Raw genomic sequence first — 18,236 nt, 5'->3', positions numbered from 1 at the left:
TCTATTCTGACCAGATTTTATTAAAGGTTTCTGACAATTGATCTTTATTTATGGTACAGCCTGATGCTGAAACGGTGATTCCGGATGCTTTTAAATTAAGATAACCTTCTTCATTGTTCCATTTAGAAATATAAGGGTTATACACGCATTCAGCATGATGAAACCAGTGTTCAGCTTCCTTTTCGGGCACGCGTGTATCGGTACACATATATCTGAATTCGCAATGCTGGCAAACCAGGGTTTTTTGCTTGCTAATGTTGCCAAGCGCTAAAAATAGCTCACTATTGATGGTTTGATGAAATTCATCATCGCTCATTGAATTAATGTTGCCGAAAATTTGTGTGTTATTGAGTCCGTTTTTAATATTACCACTAGGGTCTATATATATTTTGCCGTTATAATAGGAGTGTTTGTTGTATGCTTCCAGAAAAAAATCCTGATTTACATACAACTTATCTACGGTTAGCAGCTGTTTATAGTCTCCAAAACCTTCAGTGAAAAAATTATAGTAGATGTTAGCTTCCAGTTTCGTATGCGGCTTATCGGCCTTAAAAAAATTAACAGAGAACACAGCTGGCAGCCGGGCTAATTCCCGCTCATAGAGAGAAAGGCTGTGTGGATCAAATTTTTCAATATAGAGATATATACCATCAATTTCCAGATGTGCAAATGAGTTAATTACACGGATAACCTCATCGTTCATTTGCGCTGAAATGATACTCAAGTTCTGGAGGTGGTTCTGACTGATAAAATCGATAAAATTGCGGCTGATATTGGTATGTACTACAGCATGGCTGAGCGGGTTAGTATGATGTAAAGCTGTTGATATTTTCGGAAATCTTTCCGCTTCGTGTGCAGATGCAACCTCAAAAACAATCTCTAAATCTAAAAGAAAATCGATCAGTTCGCTACGCTCAGATTCGTCTGAAATCCCATCAAAATTAATAAGTCCATCGGTGTTTAGCATATGGTAATGCGCTTCTGAAATAAAGTGATAGTCTTTGCGCCCCAAATCGTAAATAATAGCCCGGTTAAATCCCATTACCGGAATGCACAATTGGTTTCGAAGGTATAATCTGGTCATATCGGTGATTTAAAGAATAGGTCGAGCTGTAAACTGTTGGTATGGTAAATTTTAGAAACCCTCGTTTTAATAAGGTAGGTAGGCTTGGGCTTTTTTACCAATGATTTGATGTGCAAAGGTGCTTCCCCGCTATCTATCAGATCTTTTATCTTTTTCATAGGTAGTATGGATGTGGGTTAATTTATTGATGTGTTTGGCCTGCTTAGTATTCAAACCTGAGGGGTTAAAATTAAAGTGCCAACGCCACCTCTTTCTCCAGATTGTAATTACAAGGGCTTGATACCATCCCAAACTGGCCAACGGGATTTAAGTCTAAAAAATAATATTGAGCATCATCACTTGAATAAATCACATCGAATGAGGCGCAGTTGAGGCCATATGCATCGAGCATTTTTTTAAGTTTTTTTTCATAGCTTTCTTCCAGTGTGTAGGGTACAACCCGATTGGGTTTATCTCTATCATAATTTCTGAAATCTACATTTGTATTGCTATTGTTTTGGGAGAATATAGCCATGGCGTAAAATTTGCCGTTGAGGTAAAACACCCTGATCTCATAAGCTTTCGCAATGGCCTGCTGAAAAAAAGTGGGCACAAATTGCTCAGGCAGGGCATCAATGTCTTCCCGATTAACCATGGAGGTATAAGCCATGTGCGAGAAATCTTCCTCATCCTGTAACGAAAAAGGTGAGCTAATGGGCTTTGAAATAATATGCTTTTCTTGCTCAAAAAAGCTGGCAACTTCGTTTTTGCAGCCAGTAACCAGGTATTTAGGGGCTAAAATATCGTGTTGCTGACAAAGGTCCATTAAATATAATTTGTTGATATCGCTATTTTTAAATTTGTTCACCGACGGAATTTTATCCAGTCTATGATAAAAATAGGCTATCAGTGCAGTATGCTCAGTACGCAGATAGTCTTTAATTAAAGTATGCTTAAATTTTGCGAACAGATCCAATGCCCCCCGGCGGTACCACATTTTGGTAATTTGGCTGCCCAAAACTGTTTTACCATTGATGTTAATGGCAAAGTCTGAAGAATTAAGCCAAAGCAGTTCCAGTAAGGTATCTTCATTTATTCTGATAAACGGCTTTTTCAGCTGTATAAGCCAGTTAATTACTGCACTGGTAGAATAATCGCTGTTAATGGAGAATATTAATATCACGTCACTCGATGTTATAATTTTATAGCTTATTCAGTCGGCTGTTGTGCCTATTGTTATTTATTTGCGTAAGAATGATGTCCAGGTTATAGCATTGCTTTAATTTAACCATCGGGCTTATTCTCGCCCGATGATTAATTGACCTAATTATTTAAACTTGCCATGCTGAACTCACAGGGTAGCCAAGTGTGTTGCCCTGATCGTCGTAAATTGTGGTTGTTTTATCCTCACAATGATCACCATAGGTAAATTTGCTGCAAGTAGCAAGACTTCCCATAGCAAGGCCTCCGTTAACCCGGCAGCTATCTAGTGCTATTTTTTTTTCTAATAATTTTTTGCTGTTTTTCATATTTAATAATTTAAATTTTTTAATAGATGGTTATTATGGGCAATGCGAGAAATAGCATTCTTCAACCAGTTGGTTTTTATCTGTGAGTACTTGTGATAAAGTGCTGGTGCAGCCCTTGTCATTTTTAGGATATACTTTTGTTTCGGTTTTATAGGTTACATCCGAAGAAAGTCCACCACTGATTTGGCTGTTCTTGAGTTCGATTTTTTTCTCGAACAATTTGTTGCTGTTTTTCATAACTTAGAAATTATTTTTTTTAATAGATGGTTATTATGGGCAGTTTGTGAAAAAACATTCTTCAACCAGTACGTTGCCATCTGTGCGTACTTCTGACACGGTTACTGTACAACCATGTTGATTGGTGTAAGTACGGTTTACATTTTTATAACTCTCCCCTGAAGCACGTCCACCGCTAATCTGGCTATTCTTGAGTTCGATTTGTTTCTCGAACAATTTGTTGCTGTTTTTCATTTTCCTTTGGTTAAGTTTTCTACTTCAATATTTTTTCGATTGATAACTTTTAAAAGTTTACCCTTGCAGGTATTACTTACCAATTATAAAGTAGTGTCGAAACCTATTGGTAAGCCAGTTCCTGGTTGGTCAAAGCCAATGTCTGTGCATGAATCAGGGTTGTCTCTTGTTCCTGTTTCTGCAACTGATAACTGGTTGCTAATACCAAGTTTTCCACCATTAATCTGGCAATCTTTTAATTCGATTTTCTTTTCGAATAAGCTTTTGTTTGTTTTCATAATAAATTAAAATTTAAAATAGATAGGTAAATTTCGCCATCTCACCCTGGCGTTTGGGTTTTGTTGATTAATCAATCTAAAATTCGATACAAACGGGAGGGATTACAAGGGACAGTTGATATGTGAGCGGTTTGAGCATCTTTTCGTGAATGCTGCATTAATATTCGTAAAAATGGTGTGGCTGAGTTGTATGGTGATGCTGGGTGATTAACTGCGCTTCTTATTTCAAGGAGGGGGGGTAAGGCAGTGAAGGGGTAGGGGTGGTTTGTATTCACAATCCATGTAGGTTTTATTTGCTGGTCCGTGGGTCACGGACTCGGGGCTTCTCAACTCCCCTCCTTTTTTCAAGGAGGGGGTGGGCAAGGCTGTGAAGTGGCAGGGGCGGTTTGTATTCACAATCCATATAGGTTTTATTTGCTGGTCCGTGGGTCACGGACTCGGGGCTTCTCAACTCCCCTCCTTTTTTCAAGGAGGGGGTGGGCAAGGTTGTGAAGGGGTAGGGGTGGTTTGTATTCACAACCCATGTAGGTTTTATTTGCTGGTCCGTGGGTCACGGACCAGGGGGGTTACGCACTTTTGGGTCAACCCGATACCACGTAGCCACAACAAACTTTCCGGTTCAGATAAACACTCAATCCTTACAGATATAAAATGAAACCCAACAGATATTGACCAGTAGTTTTTTTTAGACATTACTATTTATACTTTTAAGCTGTAATTATGATTAGCTAATTTTTTGTGAATGAACGTCAGCCTCAAACCCATATTTGTCTTTTGTACTATTTTATGTTTTCTAATCATCTCTTCATGCAGAGATAAAGAAAGGCGTCCTGAAGTGAAGGAACAACCCGGCAACAAGCCTACTATGCAAAAAGACTATCTGGCTGTTTTTATGTCTTTTGATACCTTATCCTCTGCTGCGGTAAAGAAAAAAATATATCTGGAAGACAGCCTGTTCAATCAAATGGACAATAAGGATTCTAATCCCTTTTACTATTATTTTAAGGGTAGAAAGTACAGTTATGAAAAGAAAGGCGACAGCGCACTAATTACCTACCAAAAGATGAAAGGCTTAAAGCCCCACGATGATGTAGAGCTTTTAAAAACCTATGCCATTTTGCTTCGGAAAATGGTTAATGGTTCGGCTGTTGAATCGGCTTTGATGAGTCAGATTTATGCTGCCCTGGAAACCGCAGAGCAAAAGCATAGCCGGATCACTTATTATTTTTATGATTTACTTGCACAGGCTTATTTTCAGAACCATAACGAAAAAAAATCAATTGAATATGCTGCAATTTATTTTAAACACCATCCTTTCAATTATCATCCGGTAATTAAACAGCGTTATTTTGATATTTCATTTCTGCTGGCTTACCGGTTAAACGATTTCAAAAAGATGGCCTTCTACAACAGCCAGGCCAGAAAGTTAGCACTACAATTTGACGATAGTTTGGCTATAGCGCGTACCTACGACAATGAAGCGCAGATTTATAGTCAGCAGAAGCAATCGGCCAAGGCTTTAGCTTGCAGTAAAATCTATTTTAACTACCTTAAAAAGTCTAATACCCTAAATGATGTGGCTTTCAACAACCTTGCTACAGCTTTTAGCGAAGATCATCAACCAGACTCTGCCATTAAGTATTTTAGGGCAGGTATTGCTTTCGAAAAACGCGTTACGCCAGGTAAACAGAAGGATATGTACTACAATGGCTTAGTAGATGCCTATAAGATGAAAGGCGATTTTAAAAATGCGCTCGAAGCCGCAGATTCTGCCTACACTATTGAGCTGCGTAATTATCAGGCAATAGAAGCTGTTAAAGTTGCAGAAATGAGTGAGAAGTATGAAACGGAAAAAAAAGATCAGAATATTGCTCAATTAAATAGCCGCAACAGACTTAACGAAACTATTATTAAACAGCAACGCTGGACAATCTTTTTAACATTGCTCGTTTTTGTAGGGGTGGTCTCTTTCTCCTATATCTTCTATCGCCAGCAACGACTGAGAGAAAAAAACAAACTCTTGTTGTCAGAAAATCAAAGGTTAAATGTAGAGCAGAAAATGCTTCAAGCACAGTTAAACCCACATTTTATCTTCAATGCCATTGCCAATTTACAAAGCCTTGTAGCTTCGGGGCATATTGAAGAATCTGTACGTTACCTCAAATCTTTTTCTGGCTTATTGCGTGGTATTCTGGAACAAAACAGAAAGGACTTTATCGAAATCGAAGAGGAAATGTGTTCCCTCAACAATTATCTGCAGTTGCAGCAAATGCGCTATGCCGATGCTTTCGAATATAAAATTACGGTTGACGAGCAATTGAATATCAACGAAACCCTTATTCCGCCGATGCTGATTCAGCCCTTCGTTGAAAATGCCATTGAACATGGTTTTAGAAACATTGCTTATAAGGGATTGTTATCCATATCTTTCCGCATCAAAGACGAAATGTTGCTCATTGAAATTGATGACAACGGAAGTGGACTAAGCAAAAAGCCGACACAAAATCCGAAGAAACAATCGCTTGCGCAGATAATTCTAAAAGAGCGAATAGATTTGCTTTTTACAGCCAAAGGACAGCAGGCGCAATTTAAAGTAAATGATAAAGGCGGAAACGCCAATACGGGGGTATTTGTTGAAATACAGATTCCAATAATTAATGATTAATCAAAAGCCTATGAAGCTTTATATTTTAGAAGACGAAATCCGGATTTTACAACATATCTTACAGATTGTAAAAAAAATAGAATATCTGGAAATAGTAGGCTCTGCCGCTGAAATTGTAGTGGCTAAGCAGGAAATACCGGCCCTAAAACCAGATATTATTTTGGCCGATATCCGGCTGAAGGATGGCGATAGTTTCCAGCTGTTTGATCAGATCGGGGCTACTGACTTTCAGGTTATTTTTCTGACAGCGTATGATCAATACGCTATTCAGGCACTTAATCTAGGTGCCTTTGGCTATTTACTTAAGCCTATTGATGAGGTATCACTAACGGCCCATTTAAATAAATGCTACCATCACCGCGAACAGGAAATTTTAGGGCAGCAACAACTCGCCATTGCTAAAGAACACTATCTTGCTCAGGGTGTAGCGGCAGCTAAAAGGATTGCTTTAAAGAGCCTGGAATATATAGAAGTGGTAGCAATTGAAGATATCCTGTACTGCAAAAGTGATAAGGGCTATACCACGTTTTACTTAAATAATGGAAGTGAAATTCTGGTTTCTAAAGGCTTGAAAGAGTACGAAAGTTTGCTTACACCCTTTGGTTTCCTCAGGTGTCATCAGTCTTTTTTGGTCAATTTTAAATACGTGAAAAAGTATTACCGGGAAGGTTACCTGCAAATGGAAAACAAAGAAAGTATTCTCGTATCCAGCAGAAAAAAAGAAGAGGTACTACGGTATTTAGAGAATATTGCGTAGTTGATTTCCTCCTGTTCCCTGCGTTACAACTGTTCCGTTCGCCAAGGACCGGGGGAGGGTTATGGGTTGTGTGTCGCGTGTTATAGGTTAAAGTGCCTAAGCTCTTTGGATTTTATAACTGTTCCGTATGTCACCAATGTTATTAACTTAAGCTAAACCCTGTCTGTCTGAGCCTCCCGATGTGAAATCGGGACAAGTAGTCGAAGACCTTCTTAATAAGGACAAAACTAAAATGGATTACCCTTCGACAGGCTCAGGATGACAATCCATTTTTGTTTTCTCCTTAAGTTCATAGCATTCCGTGCGCCACGGACCGGGGAATAGACAACTGGCTTTGTGTCCTCTGCGCCTTCCCTCTGCGTACTTTGTGGTTAAATGGGTTGTGGGTTACGGGGGCAATGTGACTAAATTCATTTGCGGTTAAAAACACACAAACTGTTCCGTGTGTCACGGACCAGGGGAATAGACAACTGGCTTTGTGTCCTCTGCGCCTTTCCCTCTGCGTACTTTGTGGTTAAATGGGTGTGGGTTACCGGGGCAATATGCCTAAATTCATTTGGAGTTAAAAACACACAAACTGTTCCATGTGTCACGGACCAGGGGGGGACGTAAAAAAGGGTGCCCAAACTCGGACACCCTCACCAAACTAACAAACTAACTTATGTTTTTCAATAACCCGGGTTTTGCGTTAGCTTCGGGTTATTTTTAATTTCTGGGGTAGGAATTGGAAAAAGCAGGTTTTTAGATTGCAGGGGCTGATTTACACTCTTATTGATGTGCCCAACAAAATTATCGAACCCATTGGTGCTTTCATTGTAAACTTTGCGCAAGCGAACCATATCAAACCAGATAATACCTTCGTAACACAGCTCATGCCAGCGTTCTCTCCAAACCGCTTCTTCAAACTGTGTTTGATTCAGGCCGGCAAGCTCTAAAAGTTGTGCCCTTTTTCTAACCGCGTTTACCGCAGCATATGCTGCTGTATTTGCTGCCCCGTCCGCCCGGTTCTGAGCCTCAGCATAAATGAGCAAGGTTTCTGCAAAGCGGATTTGTGGAATATTCAGATCGCTGCGGCTGGTACCTTCAACACCTAATGTACCGTTGGCAATCAAATCGAAATGTTTAAAAATATAAGGTTTACCGCGATTAACCAGTGGCATTTTAAATCCGTCAGTATAATAATCGGTAAAGAAATAACCTTCTCTGTTTTTTGCCCTCAAATCATTCGCCTCGTATGAAGCATAAAAATCTCCTGTTGGAATAGCTGTTCCAATTCCATCAATTTTAGATACTAAAGGTTGGTGTAAGGGTAGGTAGGTTGATTGCAAAGGGTTTCCCGCTCCTGCGGCATCATTATACTGAATACCAAACAGGTGCTCTACCTTATTGTCGTTTTTGGCATCATGCAATGCCGCATACGAAGGGAATAATCCAAGTGTAGCAGGGTTTGCTGTCGAATAGTCGATTACTTCTTTCGCTTTGTCGGCAGCTAATTTATAGTAAGCGGCACCTTTGTTAAGTGGCTGTCCTGCCATGGTAAGGTATACTTTAGCCAATTCTGATTTGATGGCCGCAGTAGAAACCCTGCCACTCGCATCCATAAAAGGTAGGCCTGCGGCTTCAGCAGCAGTAAGGTCAGCAACAATCTGGTTATATACATCCGCCTGTGGTGTTCTTGCAGGAGCAAAATTAGGATCGTTAGCACTCGTAATCGGCTTTACAATTAAGGGCACATCGCCCCACAAGCGTACCAGATAAAAATAGGCCCAGGCCCTCACAAAAGCAGCCTCACCCAGAATGCGCTTTTTCTGTGCATTATCCATCGGGCTGATGCCCGGAGTTTTATCCAATACCAGATTGGCTTGTGCAATGACCTTGTAAAATCCGCTCCAGTTCTGGTTCACATGCAAATTGGTGCCGTCATAAATCAGCGAATAAAGGTTATTCAAATCGGAGTTTTGTGCCGTTTCAGTAGATTGTATACCGGTTGGCGCATCCAGCATCTGCCAGTTATTGGAGTAAATACCTGCTCCGTTGCCAATAAATCGGATTTCAGCATAAACAGCAGCAATACCAGCTTCGGCATGTTCGGGTAAGGTATAAAAGCTGCTTGGCGATAGGTTGGTTGGATCTGTCTCTTCCAAAAATTTCTTACATCCCGAGTTTCCTATTATGGTTCCGCCCAATAAAAGCAGTGCAACGAGATTTTTTATATTGATTTTCATATGATATCCTTTCTAGTTAATGTTTATAATCCAATATTTAAGCCTACCGTAAAAGTTGTTGGCTTTGGATAATCGAAAAATGTTTGGCCCTGTGCAAATGCATTGCCGTAAGTGGTTACTTCCGGATCATTACCTGTGTACTTGGTAGCCAGGAAAAAGTTCTGCACGGAGGCATACAAACGAAGCCTGTTTAAGCGTAATTTTTCAACAAGGGTTTTATTGAAGTTATAGCCCAACAAGAGGTTTTTACCCCGAATAAATGAGCCATCCTCTACCCAATGGGTATCCACATTGGTTACATATCCGGCAGATTGATCTCTGATTGCAGCTACCGGTGTATCCTGGTTTTGAGGTGTCCAGGCATTGAGCACACTGGCAAAGCTATTGGCCTGTACTTGTCTGTCCTCACCCGAGTGATGCGTCATGTTTAGCACATCATTTCCATAAGAATATTGTAGTTCTACAATTAAGTCTAGGTTTTTATAACGGAAGGAGTTGGAAAATGACCCCCAGCCTTTAGGTGTTCCGTTTCCGATAATCTGGCGGTCGGCATCGGTAATGGCCTTATCGCCATTCACATCCAGGTACTTAATATCACCAGGAAGCAAGGTTTTACCCCCGCGGTAGCTCACGTATTTAGCTGCTTCTGCGCGTTCAGCTTCACTCCAGGTACCCAAGCGCACAAGGCCCCAGAAAGATCCTACTGGTTCGCCAACCCTAATGATACCGGTTTGGTTGGTAAAGTTCGGATTACCTACCCCGAAAATATCATCAGGCGTAGCCAGGGCTAATACCTTGTTTCGGTTCAGTGAGATATTGAATGCGGTTTTCCAGGTGAAATTATCCGTTTGGATATTCACCGTGTTGATACCGAGGTCGATACCTTTGTTTTGCATAGAACCAATGTTTTTTCTGATCACAGCATATCCTGTTGTGCGCGGTACTGGTGCATCCAGGAGCATATCGGTTGTTTTTCTGTAATATAAATCGGCTTCCAAGTTGATGCGGTTATTAAACAAGCCCAGTTCCAGCCCGGCATCGTACTGTGCAGTCTTTTCCCAAACGAGATCAGGGTTAGCGAGCCTGCCTATACCTATACCCGTTACCCGGCTATCGTTGATAATGGCCGAATTATTAACCAGTGTAGAAAGCGACTGGTAAGCAGGAAGCTCTGAATTTCCACTCAAGCCATAACTGGTTCTGAACTTTAAATTGGAGATGGTTTTATTACCTTTTAAGAATTCCTCATCAGATGCTTTCCAGGCCAGGGCGGCAGAAGGGAAAAAGGCAAATTTATGGTTCTCCCCAAATTTAGACGAGCCGTCTACCCTTCCCGTAAAGGTTACCAGGTATTTGTCTTTAAAGGCATAGTTTAACCTGCCGAAATAAGAATTAAATGCCGAACGGTTTCTGCTCGAGCCTGTGGTAATAGACTTACTGCCCGATCCCATGTTGTTGTTGCCATAAAAATCGGTCACAAAGTTCTCTGCATGACTGGTGTTGCTGAAAAAATTGGTTGCCTGCCAGGAAATACCGAGTAAGGCATTAATGGCGTGAGATTCGGCAAAACGTTTGTTATAGGTCAGGTAGTTCTCCAGCGACCAGAACGTTTCCCTGTCGTTGGTTACATTGGCCGTTCCATTTTGTCCATCAGAAATTCCGTATAGTTGCTTCGCATTATATTCGTTGATATTGCGACTCACAATGTTGGCACCTAACTGTGTGCGGAATTCAAGGTCTTTGCTAAAGGTTATGGTAGAATAAATGCTTCCAAGGGAAGTTTGGGTAATCATGCCATACTTTTGATCGGTTAGGATATGAACCGGATTGGAGCCGCCTTCTGCCCAGGGAATCAGCTTGTTATCGCCCCATTTCCCGTCAGCCATTTTGATTGGAAGAAAGGGAAAAGCCTCTGTGATCATCCTAACAGAATTAAGTCCGCCAGTACCCTGATCTACAATATTCTCTTCCTGGTTGTTATAGCTTAGATTTCCTCCCACTTTTAACCAGGGTTTAATTTTACTGTCAAAATTGAACCTGCCAGAATAGCGTTTTAAATAAGAGTTCAATAAGAGCCCCTGGTCATCGCGATAGCCGGCAAATACACCATAGGTACTATTTTCATTGCCGCCCGTAAAACCAAGCTGGTGATTTTGCGAGAGCTTATTTTGGGTTGATTCCTTTAGCCAGTCGGTATTATAAAGAGGATTTCCACTTGCGTCGAAAAATTGAGGTAAGGCAATTCTGGCGGCTTTAGGTACAGGTGTAGAAGCGTAATTTCCTGCTGCCCAGCCTACCGGATCATATACCTTAATGTTTTCATAGGCCAGATCCTGAACCTTTACATATTCATAGGCATCGAGCATTTTAACATGATGCGCCGCAAGCGTATTTACCCCAAAATCAGCGTCATAGCTGATGCGCTGAGCATTCGCAGTTCCTTTTTTAGTGGTGATGAGAATTACCCCATTAGCACCCCTTGCACCGTATATGGCTGTAGATGAAGCGTCTTTTAAAACCTCTACAGAAGCAATGTCGCTGGGATTGATATAATCTATGGCATTACTATTCTGGGTTTGAGAACCTACAGGTAGAGCCACACCGTCTACTACATACAGCGGATTGTTACTGGTGTTGATGGAACTGAAGCCCCTGATTTTGATATTGGTTTGACCACCCGGCCGACCTGAATTGGTGTTCACCTGAACTCCGGAAATTCTACCCGCCAATGCCTGGTTGAGTGATGAAGAAGGCCGTTCCTGAAGTTCGCTGGCCTTTACCACACCTACAGAACCCGTCAGGTCGCTTTTCTTAACACTTCCGTATCCAATTACAACCACCTCTTCCAGTTTGTTGGCTTCTGCTGGAACCATTTTAACGCTGATATTGTTGTCATTGCCAACGGTAATGTCTTTGTTTTGGTAACCGATATAAGAGAAACGGATAACCTGGTTTGCATCGGCTTCAATGCTAAATTTTCCGGACTCGTTGCTTACAGTCGTTTTGCCCGAACTTAGGTTTTTTATCCCGACACCGGGGATGGGCATGTTTTTTTCATCGAGCACTGTTCCGGTAACTGTTTTTCGGCTTTTGACCTGCACAGCTTGTGGCTCAATGAATGAAAATCCGCTTGGATTTTCGGCTCGAAGGTGCTTTGAAAAGGCAGGGTGGCTGAGCAAAAAAAGCGCAGAGAGCCCTGAAATCTTGAGTAGATTGATTTTCATAGGTTTAGGTTTAGTAAATGGTTAGTTAATGGTGTTTAATGGATAAGGCGCTGTAGGCAATATTCAAACACAATGATTGAGGGGATGTTAATTTTTGCGGAAAGGAGCTGCCCCCTATACACATGTAATTAAATTCAGTACAACTTATATCAATTACACAGACAGATCAAAACGCAAAAACACTCAGGATAACCTGGCTCAATATTTATATTTGGTTATTGATAAAACGATTTATCAATTCAATGTTACGTATTTATTGTAATAACAACAAGAATAAATTTTTAAGCGTTATTTTACGTTTAAGTATTAATTTAAATACAGTATGATTCCTTTTACAACGTTCATTTTTTTTGAACATGAAATTGATGGTGAAGCTCTTCTTTAACTGGTAAAACGATTTGCTAACCAGCGATTTAGCATTTACCTACCTGGGTTTGGATTTATTTTTAAAAAAACTGTCAATTAAAAATGATATGAGGTTATGAAGAAGGTTTTTTAGATCCTAATCATATCTATTTGTATAAAAATAAGGCTGCGGTTGAAGCGATGAAACCAATCAATAAGATAGTTTTAATTACCTTTTTACCCCAGCGGGATGATGAAAATATTAAAATCAACAGGGCAATTATTCCAATAGGGTAAGAGATAAACAGTGCTGCATTGTAAGTCCATACCCAAGCGGTAAGCAGAAACCAAATACTAAAGATAATTCCAAGAAAATTTAATGCTTTTTCCATCAATAAAAATTTGCAATAGCGGGATTTTGGCGAATGTACCAGGTTATTTCAATAAGGCATTGAGGACATTTTTTAACTCCTCGCTTCTAAGATCCAGTTTAACAATGCGCCCGTCTGGGGCAATCAGAAAAGAACTTGGATAAGAAAAGATGTTGTATCCCTTGGAAAATGTGGTTTGTTTATTGGAAATCAAAGTTGGCCATGTAATTTTGTGTCTGCTCAATAACTCAGATACTTTTCCATTTTGCCGCTCATCTGCCATGCCAATAAACTCTATCTTATTTTTATCGTAACTGTTGTAAAGTTTAACCAGATTTGGGAAATCTGCAATACATGGCCCACAACTTGTACTCCAAAAATCAATAAATACATATTTTCCTTTCAAGCCATTTAGGCTAATATCCTTTCCATCAATCAAGTTTAGCCCCTTGATTTCGGGAGCAAAGTATCCGGCCTGTGAAGACGGATTTTCGGAAGTATCATGCATTGACTTCTCATTTTTCGCCCTTTTCTTAAAGATTACACGCTGTCCGTTGTCTTCTGCTCTTTCATACTGGAAGTCGTCATTGCCTAATTTAATAAACTGGTTTAGGTTAACCCTGGCCTCTTTTGGTGCCGGACTAAACGAGGGTAGATCTGGCAATAGGAAAACAGATTTTGTGGGAGCCAACATATCGGAACAGATGAGATATTGATTGCCTTTATAGCTAAACCGCGCATAACGAAATTCGGGAAATGCGAAAGATATAAGAGGCATTTTATCGGTACTGCTTCTACTGAACCTGATTAGTGACAAAACATCTTCCTGCTTTATCTTATTGTTGGAAAAAGATTCTATGGAGATCTTAGTGGCAAGCTCCATAATATTAGAAATATAGCCATCATCAGGAAGTGTTCTTATCACATCGTCAGAGAGATCATAATTATGATTGGCATCAACCATAAATACCTTTTTGCCTGTGGAGTCTTTTGCACTCACAACAGAAATTCCCGTATTCATGCTATTTTTTGATAGGAGTAATGTGTCTGATAAGGTTAAGTTATCTCTTTTATACCATTCTAATAACAAATCTTTGCTCAGTTTTCCAGCTATATAATTCTGATAATAATGCTGGGGCTTGTTGTAAATGAAAAAAAAGATTTGTACATCTTTTAGAGCTGGAATATTAGTGAGAACAGGATAGAGTGCTATTTCCTCCTTACTGTTATTATGAGTTGCGCCTATGGCAGAACTCACCTGCCCCGATGGGCCAAAACCTACATTTTTATTTAACGATATCACTATTGATGAATCTGGTAAACAATGAAGAGGTGATTGAGAATAACTGTAGAAAACAAAAAGATTAAGAAGTAATAAAAATAAAATCTTTTTCATGCTTGAGGGCTAATTAGATGGTTAGAATTAGGTTAAATATAAGTAATTCAATTTAACTAGCCTACACTTTTGCGGAAAACTGAAACGATGATGGGAAAGATAAAGTTTAGTTACTGGAAGATAACTCTGTGATTGTGTTAGCGGGGGTGGGTCTTTTTTATGAGCTTCATGTCTTATATGGTAAAGGTTTATTACATTTTTTTTCAACATGTAACACACAAAAGAAATATAAGCGATGTAAGTTTAGGCCTCCAGCTTGTAATACGCAACTCATAACCCGTAACCATTTTAACCACCTAAGGCACCTAATCCATCTAGTTGGCGGATCGCCACTCCCCTGCTTTTTTAAGGAGGGGGACGTAAGGTTGTGTGTTAGCGGGGGTGTTTTTTGGCTCATCTTCCATTAAAACATCTTCCATGTAAGAAACTATAAGCGATGGTAGTTTAGGCCTCCAGGCCCGTAACCTGTAACTCATAACCCACAACCCATTTAATACGACCCTAATCGCCTCTGCTACTTCGATTGTTAAATCTGATTCTAAAATCTCTGCACCGAGTTTAAAGGTATCACGGCAATGATTGGCACGTTCTTGGGGAGTTCCCTTTTAAGGATAAGCGTACTCAGGGTAGCAATGCGTCTATACATCCAGCCCAATGAACTCATGCCTAATGAACCAATCACTAATAACGAGCTTTACAACAAACCAACTTTGAGCTTTACAGCAAAGCTAGGGGCTGTTCCATACCATAACTTTGTATTGTAATTATTAAAGATAAGACAATGAAAAAAGTATGGTTTATAACAGGCAGTGCCCGTGGTTTAGGACGTAGCCTTACACAAGCAGTGTTAGCAAACGGCGATCAGGTAGCCGCAACAGCACGCAATATTAGTCAGTTAGATGATTTAGTTCAGCAATATCCCGATCAAATATTTCCAATAGCTTTAGATGTAACCGACTATGAGCAGGTATACCAGGCGGTAGCCGAAACGGTAAAGCATTTCGGACAAATTGATGTATTGGTTAACAATGCAGGTTTCGGAATTACTGGCGCAGCCGAAGCTTACACAGAGGAGCAGGTACGCCGTCAGCTGGAAACCAATTTATATGCCCCCATAGAGATTACCCGGGCGGTATTGCCCTATATGCGCAAACAAGGCGGTGGGCGTATTTTACAGATCAGTTCGGTAGGTGGACGTGTAGGCAATCCGGGTTTAACCATGTACCAGGCAGCAAAATTTGGGTTGAGCGGCTTTACTGAATCCCTGGCAAAAGAGGTTGCGCCTTTGGGTATTTATATTACAAGTGTAGAGCCGGGCGGCTTCCGTACTGATTGGGCGGGCGATTCTATGAGTTATGCCAGAGAAATGGAAGAGTATGAGCAGGTAAACCAGCGCGTAAACTTTTTCAAAGGTGGTAACTTCGTGCCTGTTGGCGATCCCGATAAAGCGGCAAAAGTAATGGTCGATTTGGCCAATCATCCCAGCCCCCCAGTTCATTTGGTATTGGGAAGTGAGGCCATTGGGATATTAAAAAATGCCAATGAAATGCGCAATGCGGAGATGGAAGCATGGCTGAACGTTTCTTTATCTACCGATCATGAAGAATCAACAGACTTTTTAAATAGTGAAGATGGGAAGTGGTATACCAAAGGTATTTCCAGAAAAGTTTAATTCAATTATCGTTTACACCAGGTGGCTAGTCTTTTACCAGTATAGCTGCCTGCTTTTTTTTAACTTTGTATATGGCCGAATCTAAAATAGATCATCCCGTTCCCGTTATTGCATATTCTTGTTATTTTTCACGTAACCGCGAAGGAGAACAGTTTGCCAGTGAGCATGTTTTTAGCTATCAGATAGAAGGAATGTTAACCATTAATACAGGCGACAGGGAGAATGTTTTTAAGGAAGGAGATTTTCGTTTTATCAAACGTAATCAACTCATTAAATTTAATAAAGAACCTGCGCCAGGGGGTTCGTTTAAGGCCATCTCCATTTACCTGGACCAGGCTGCTTTAAGGAGTTTTGCTATGGAATATGGCTATCAGTCAGATCATGTTAATGGTTTAGTGTCTGATGCTGTAACCCCTTTAGCGCCCAATCCGCTCTTTACAGGGTTTATGGATTCGCTTTGGCCTTATATTCAGGGCGACCAGGCAATTAATGGCCCACTTCAGAATTTGAAGCAAAGGGAAGCCATTATGCTTTTGTTGCGGCTTAGGCCCGAATTAAAGGATGTTTTATTCGATTTCAGTGAGCCCGGTAAGATCGATCTGGAAGCTTTTATGAATAAAAATTTTCACTTCAATGTACAACTTAAGCGCTTTGCCTACCTTACCGGAAGGAGTTTGGCGACTTTTAAGCGAGACTTTGATCACATTTTTCACACTTCGCCAAGCAAATGGCTGCAGCAAAGAAGGCTTCAAGAAGCTCATTACTTAATTAGCGAAAAAGGGCGAACAGCATCTGATATATATCTGGAACTGGGCTTTGAAGACCTTTCCCACTTCTCCTTTGTGTTTAAAAAGCAGTATGGAATGCCGCCTTCGAAGCTGCTTAGTTTTACTTAATCGCTACTTTACACACGTTCTTTAGAAAAGTATCGTTATAGCTGTAATGAATAAATTGTGCATATTGCAAAACACAATTGAACCTAAAAACAGTTTAAAATGAACATTACTAAAAAACTTTTCTTTACAGCGCTTATCGGATTATCTACATTAACCATGTATTCTTGCAAAACCAAGAAGCTTGCAGCAAAACCTGCACCGGCCCCTGTAGCACCTCCACCACCGCCAGTAGAAGAGAAAAAGCCTGAGCCTGCACCACAGCCTGCCGCAGAAAAGCCCGTACCAGAAGAAAAACCGAATTTTAATATTGGTAACATCCAATTTGAGTTTAACTCGGCCGTTTTAAAAACAGCTTCTTTTGCTATTTTAGATAAGGCCGTAGCTGAAATTAAGAAAGCTCCTAACACTAAATTTGTATTAAATGGCCACTCATCTGCCGAAGGTACACCAGAGCATAATATGTCTTTATCTATAGATCGCGCCAATTCGGTTAAATCTTATTTTGTAAATGCAGGAATTAATGCGGCAAATTTCTCTATCGTAGGCCACGGAGAGAAAGAACCCATTACCAGCAACGCAACCGAAGAGGGAAGAATGTTAAACAGAAGAACAGAAATCAAAGTTCAGAATTAATTTAAATCCTTATCACCATTGGAAAGGCCTCAATTTATTTTGAAGGCCTTTTTTAGTTTACTGCTTTTTCTAAGCATTTCAATACACGAGACTGGGTAAGTTTAAGTTCAAATCGTACTAAAAAATAAAAGGCAATCGAAAAAGCAAGAATGAAAATACTGAACGCTGTTTCGGTTCTGCCATTAAATACGCTTTTGATGATCACCAATATACAGAAAGCTAAAAACAAACTAATAATTAAAGGTATGCCTCCCAACCGTATGCGGTAAGCAGTTGCTGACTGATCTAAGGGCAAGCTTATGATTAGTTTGGGTAGCATGAATACAAAAGAAGTTTTGATTCGGCTAAACTGAAGATCTGTTTTACGCTCAAAGCCCATAAAAACCTTGTCTGTCCCGATATTTATCGTCGTGCTTTGAAAGTCTAACGGAGAAGTCTTTTTCAACGCATATTTTCTTAAGGCCGATTCAACTTGCGGTTGCTTAACTCCAACAGGGAAAAGTACATTCTTAAAATAGAGCATTAATACACATGATTTAGTAACCAATTATAATCATAATTTTCTAAATCAACTTTTTAAAAACGAGAAAGCCCCATACTATGATGGGGCCATATAGAATGTTTTATGAGTATCCACTGATAAAACTAAACCAAACAAACTATAGCTAAAACGCCTAACTTTTCGATTTGTTTCAAGAAAAATATATTTTT

General features: G+C 40.1%; 17 protein-coding genes. 5 read left to right on the top strand and 12 right to left on the bottom strand.

Going from position 1 to position 18,236, the window contains the following annotated elements:
* Position 1: 1 nt before the first annotated feature.
* From BMX11_RS14410 to BMX11_RS14385, 7 genes are all read right to left on the bottom strand, one after another.
* Positions 2-1,084 carry a hypothetical protein gene (locus tag BMX11_RS14410; RefSeq protein WP_090885448.1) on the bottom strand — a complete coding sequence of 361 codons (1,083 nt, stop codon included), beginning with the start codon at positions 1,082-1,084 and terminating at the stop codon, positions 2-4.
* Positions 1,081-1,242, bottom strand: a complete 162-nt coding sequence (locus BMX11_RS24525; RefSeq protein ID WP_217643844.1) for a hypothetical protein — start codon at positions 1,240-1,242, stop codon at positions 1,081-1,083. Before BMX11_RS24525 ends, BMX11_RS14410 begins: the two co-directional genes overlap by 4 nt.
* Positions 1,243-1,313: 71 nt before the next feature.
* Complete coding sequence (gwsG, locus tag BMX11_RS14405) at positions 1,314-2,246, bottom strand: grasp-with-spasm system ATP-grasp peptide maturase (RefSeq protein WP_175474567.1); 933 nt, start codon at positions 2,244-2,246, stop codon at positions 1,314-1,316.
* Between the two features lie 148 nt (positions 2,247-2,394).
* The gene (locus BMX11_RS14400; RefSeq protein WP_090885444.1) at positions 2,395-2,592 is read right to left on the bottom strand and encodes a hypothetical protein; all 198 of its coding nucleotides are present in this window, start codon (positions 2,590-2,592) and stop codon (positions 2,395-2,397) included.
* A gap of 33 nt (positions 2,593-2,625) precedes the next feature.
* Positions 2,626-2,829: a hypothetical protein gene (locus BMX11_RS14395; protein ID WP_090885442.1), complete on the bottom strand. Its 204-nt coding sequence runs from the start codon at positions 2,827-2,829 to the stop codon at positions 2,626-2,628.
* A gap of 33 nt (positions 2,830-2,862) precedes the next feature.
* Positions 2,863-3,063, bottom strand: coding sequence for a hypothetical protein (locus tag BMX11_RS14390; protein ID WP_090885440.1), 201 nt, complete (start codon positions 3,061-3,063; stop codon positions 2,863-2,865).
* A gap of 83 nt (positions 3,064-3,146) precedes the next feature.
* On the bottom strand, positions 3,147-3,341 hold the full coding sequence (locus BMX11_RS14385; RefSeq protein WP_090885438.1) for a hypothetical protein: 195 nt from the start codon (positions 3,339-3,341) through the stop codon (positions 3,147-3,149).
* A 742-nt stretch (positions 3,342-4,083) separates the two neighbouring features.
* Here BMX11_RS14385 and BMX11_RS14380 point away from each other — a divergent pair.
* Together BMX11_RS14380 and BMX11_RS14375 are read left to right on the top strand one after the other, a co-directional pair.
* Positions 4,084-6,006, top strand: coding sequence for a tetratricopeptide repeat-containing sensor histidine kinase (locus BMX11_RS14380; RefSeq protein ID WP_090885436.1), 1,923 nt, complete (start codon positions 4,084-4,086; stop codon positions 6,004-6,006).
* Positions 6,007-6,016: 10 nt separating this feature from the next.
* On the top strand, positions 6,017-6,763 hold the full coding sequence (locus tag BMX11_RS14375; protein ID WP_090885572.1) for a LytR/AlgR family response regulator transcription factor: 747 nt from the start codon (positions 6,017-6,019) through the stop codon (positions 6,761-6,763).
* A gap of 668 nt (positions 6,764-7,431) precedes the next feature.
* Here the strand turns inward: BMX11_RS14375 and BMX11_RS14370 are convergent.
* The 4 genes from BMX11_RS14370 to BMX11_RS14355 form a co-directional block, all read right to left on the bottom strand.
* Entirely contained in the window at positions 7,432-8,988 is a 1,557-nt protein-coding gene (locus BMX11_RS14370; RefSeq protein ID WP_090885434.1) for a RagB/SusD family nutrient uptake outer membrane protein, read from the bottom strand.
* A gap of 23 nt (positions 8,989-9,011) precedes the next feature.
* Positions 9,012-12,212 (bottom strand): SusC/RagA family TonB-linked outer membrane protein, encoded by a 3,201-nt coding sequence (locus tag BMX11_RS14365; RefSeq protein ID WP_090885432.1) that lies wholly within the window; start codon positions 12,210-12,212, stop codon positions 9,012-9,014.
* Between the two features lie 512 nt (positions 12,213-12,724).
* Positions 12,725-12,949, bottom strand: a complete 225-nt coding sequence (locus BMX11_RS14360) for a hypothetical protein (RefSeq protein ID WP_090885431.1) — start codon at positions 12,947-12,949, stop codon at positions 12,725-12,727.
* Between the two features lie 43 nt (positions 12,950-12,992).
* Positions 12,993-14,324, bottom strand: coding sequence for a TlpA family protein disulfide reductase (locus BMX11_RS14355; RefSeq protein WP_090885429.1), 1,332 nt, complete (start codon positions 14,322-14,324; stop codon positions 12,993-12,995).
* Positions 14,325-15,105: 781 nt separating this feature from the next.
* Here BMX11_RS14355 and BMX11_RS14350 point away from each other — a divergent pair.
* From BMX11_RS14350 to BMX11_RS14340, 3 genes are all read left to right on the top strand, one after another.
* Entirely contained in the window at positions 15,106-15,996 is an 891-nt protein-coding gene (locus BMX11_RS14350) for an oxidoreductase (protein WP_090885427.1), read from the top strand.
* A 71-nt stretch (positions 15,997-16,067) separates the two neighbouring features.
* Positions 16,068-16,892 carry a helix-turn-helix domain-containing protein gene (locus BMX11_RS14345; protein WP_090885426.1) on the top strand — a complete coding sequence of 275 codons (825 nt, stop codon included), beginning with the start codon at positions 16,068-16,070 and terminating at the stop codon, positions 16,890-16,892.
* Positions 16,893-16,991: 99 nt separating this feature from the next.
* Positions 16,992-17,525 carry an OmpA family protein gene (locus BMX11_RS14340; protein WP_090885425.1) on the top strand — a complete coding sequence of 178 codons (534 nt, stop codon included), beginning with the start codon at positions 16,992-16,994 and terminating at the stop codon, positions 17,523-17,525.
* Positions 17,526-17,577: 52 nt separating this feature from the next.
* On the opposite strand, the gene BMX11_RS14335 is transcribed toward BMX11_RS14340, so the two are convergent.
* The gene (locus BMX11_RS14335; protein ID WP_090885424.1) at positions 17,578-18,048 is read right to left on the bottom strand and encodes a hypothetical protein; all 471 of its coding nucleotides are present in this window, start codon (positions 18,046-18,048) and stop codon (positions 17,578-17,580) included.
* Positions 18,049-18,236 lie beyond the last annotated feature (188 nt).

This window comes from Pedobacter rhizosphaerae (genome assembly GCF_900111155.1).
Lineage (GTDB): Bacteria > Bacteroidota > Bacteroidia > Sphingobacteriales > Sphingobacteriaceae > Pedobacter > Pedobacter rhizosphaerae.
Note: the sequence above shows the minus strand (reverse complement) of the source record. Positions and strands in the feature narration are given on the sequence as shown.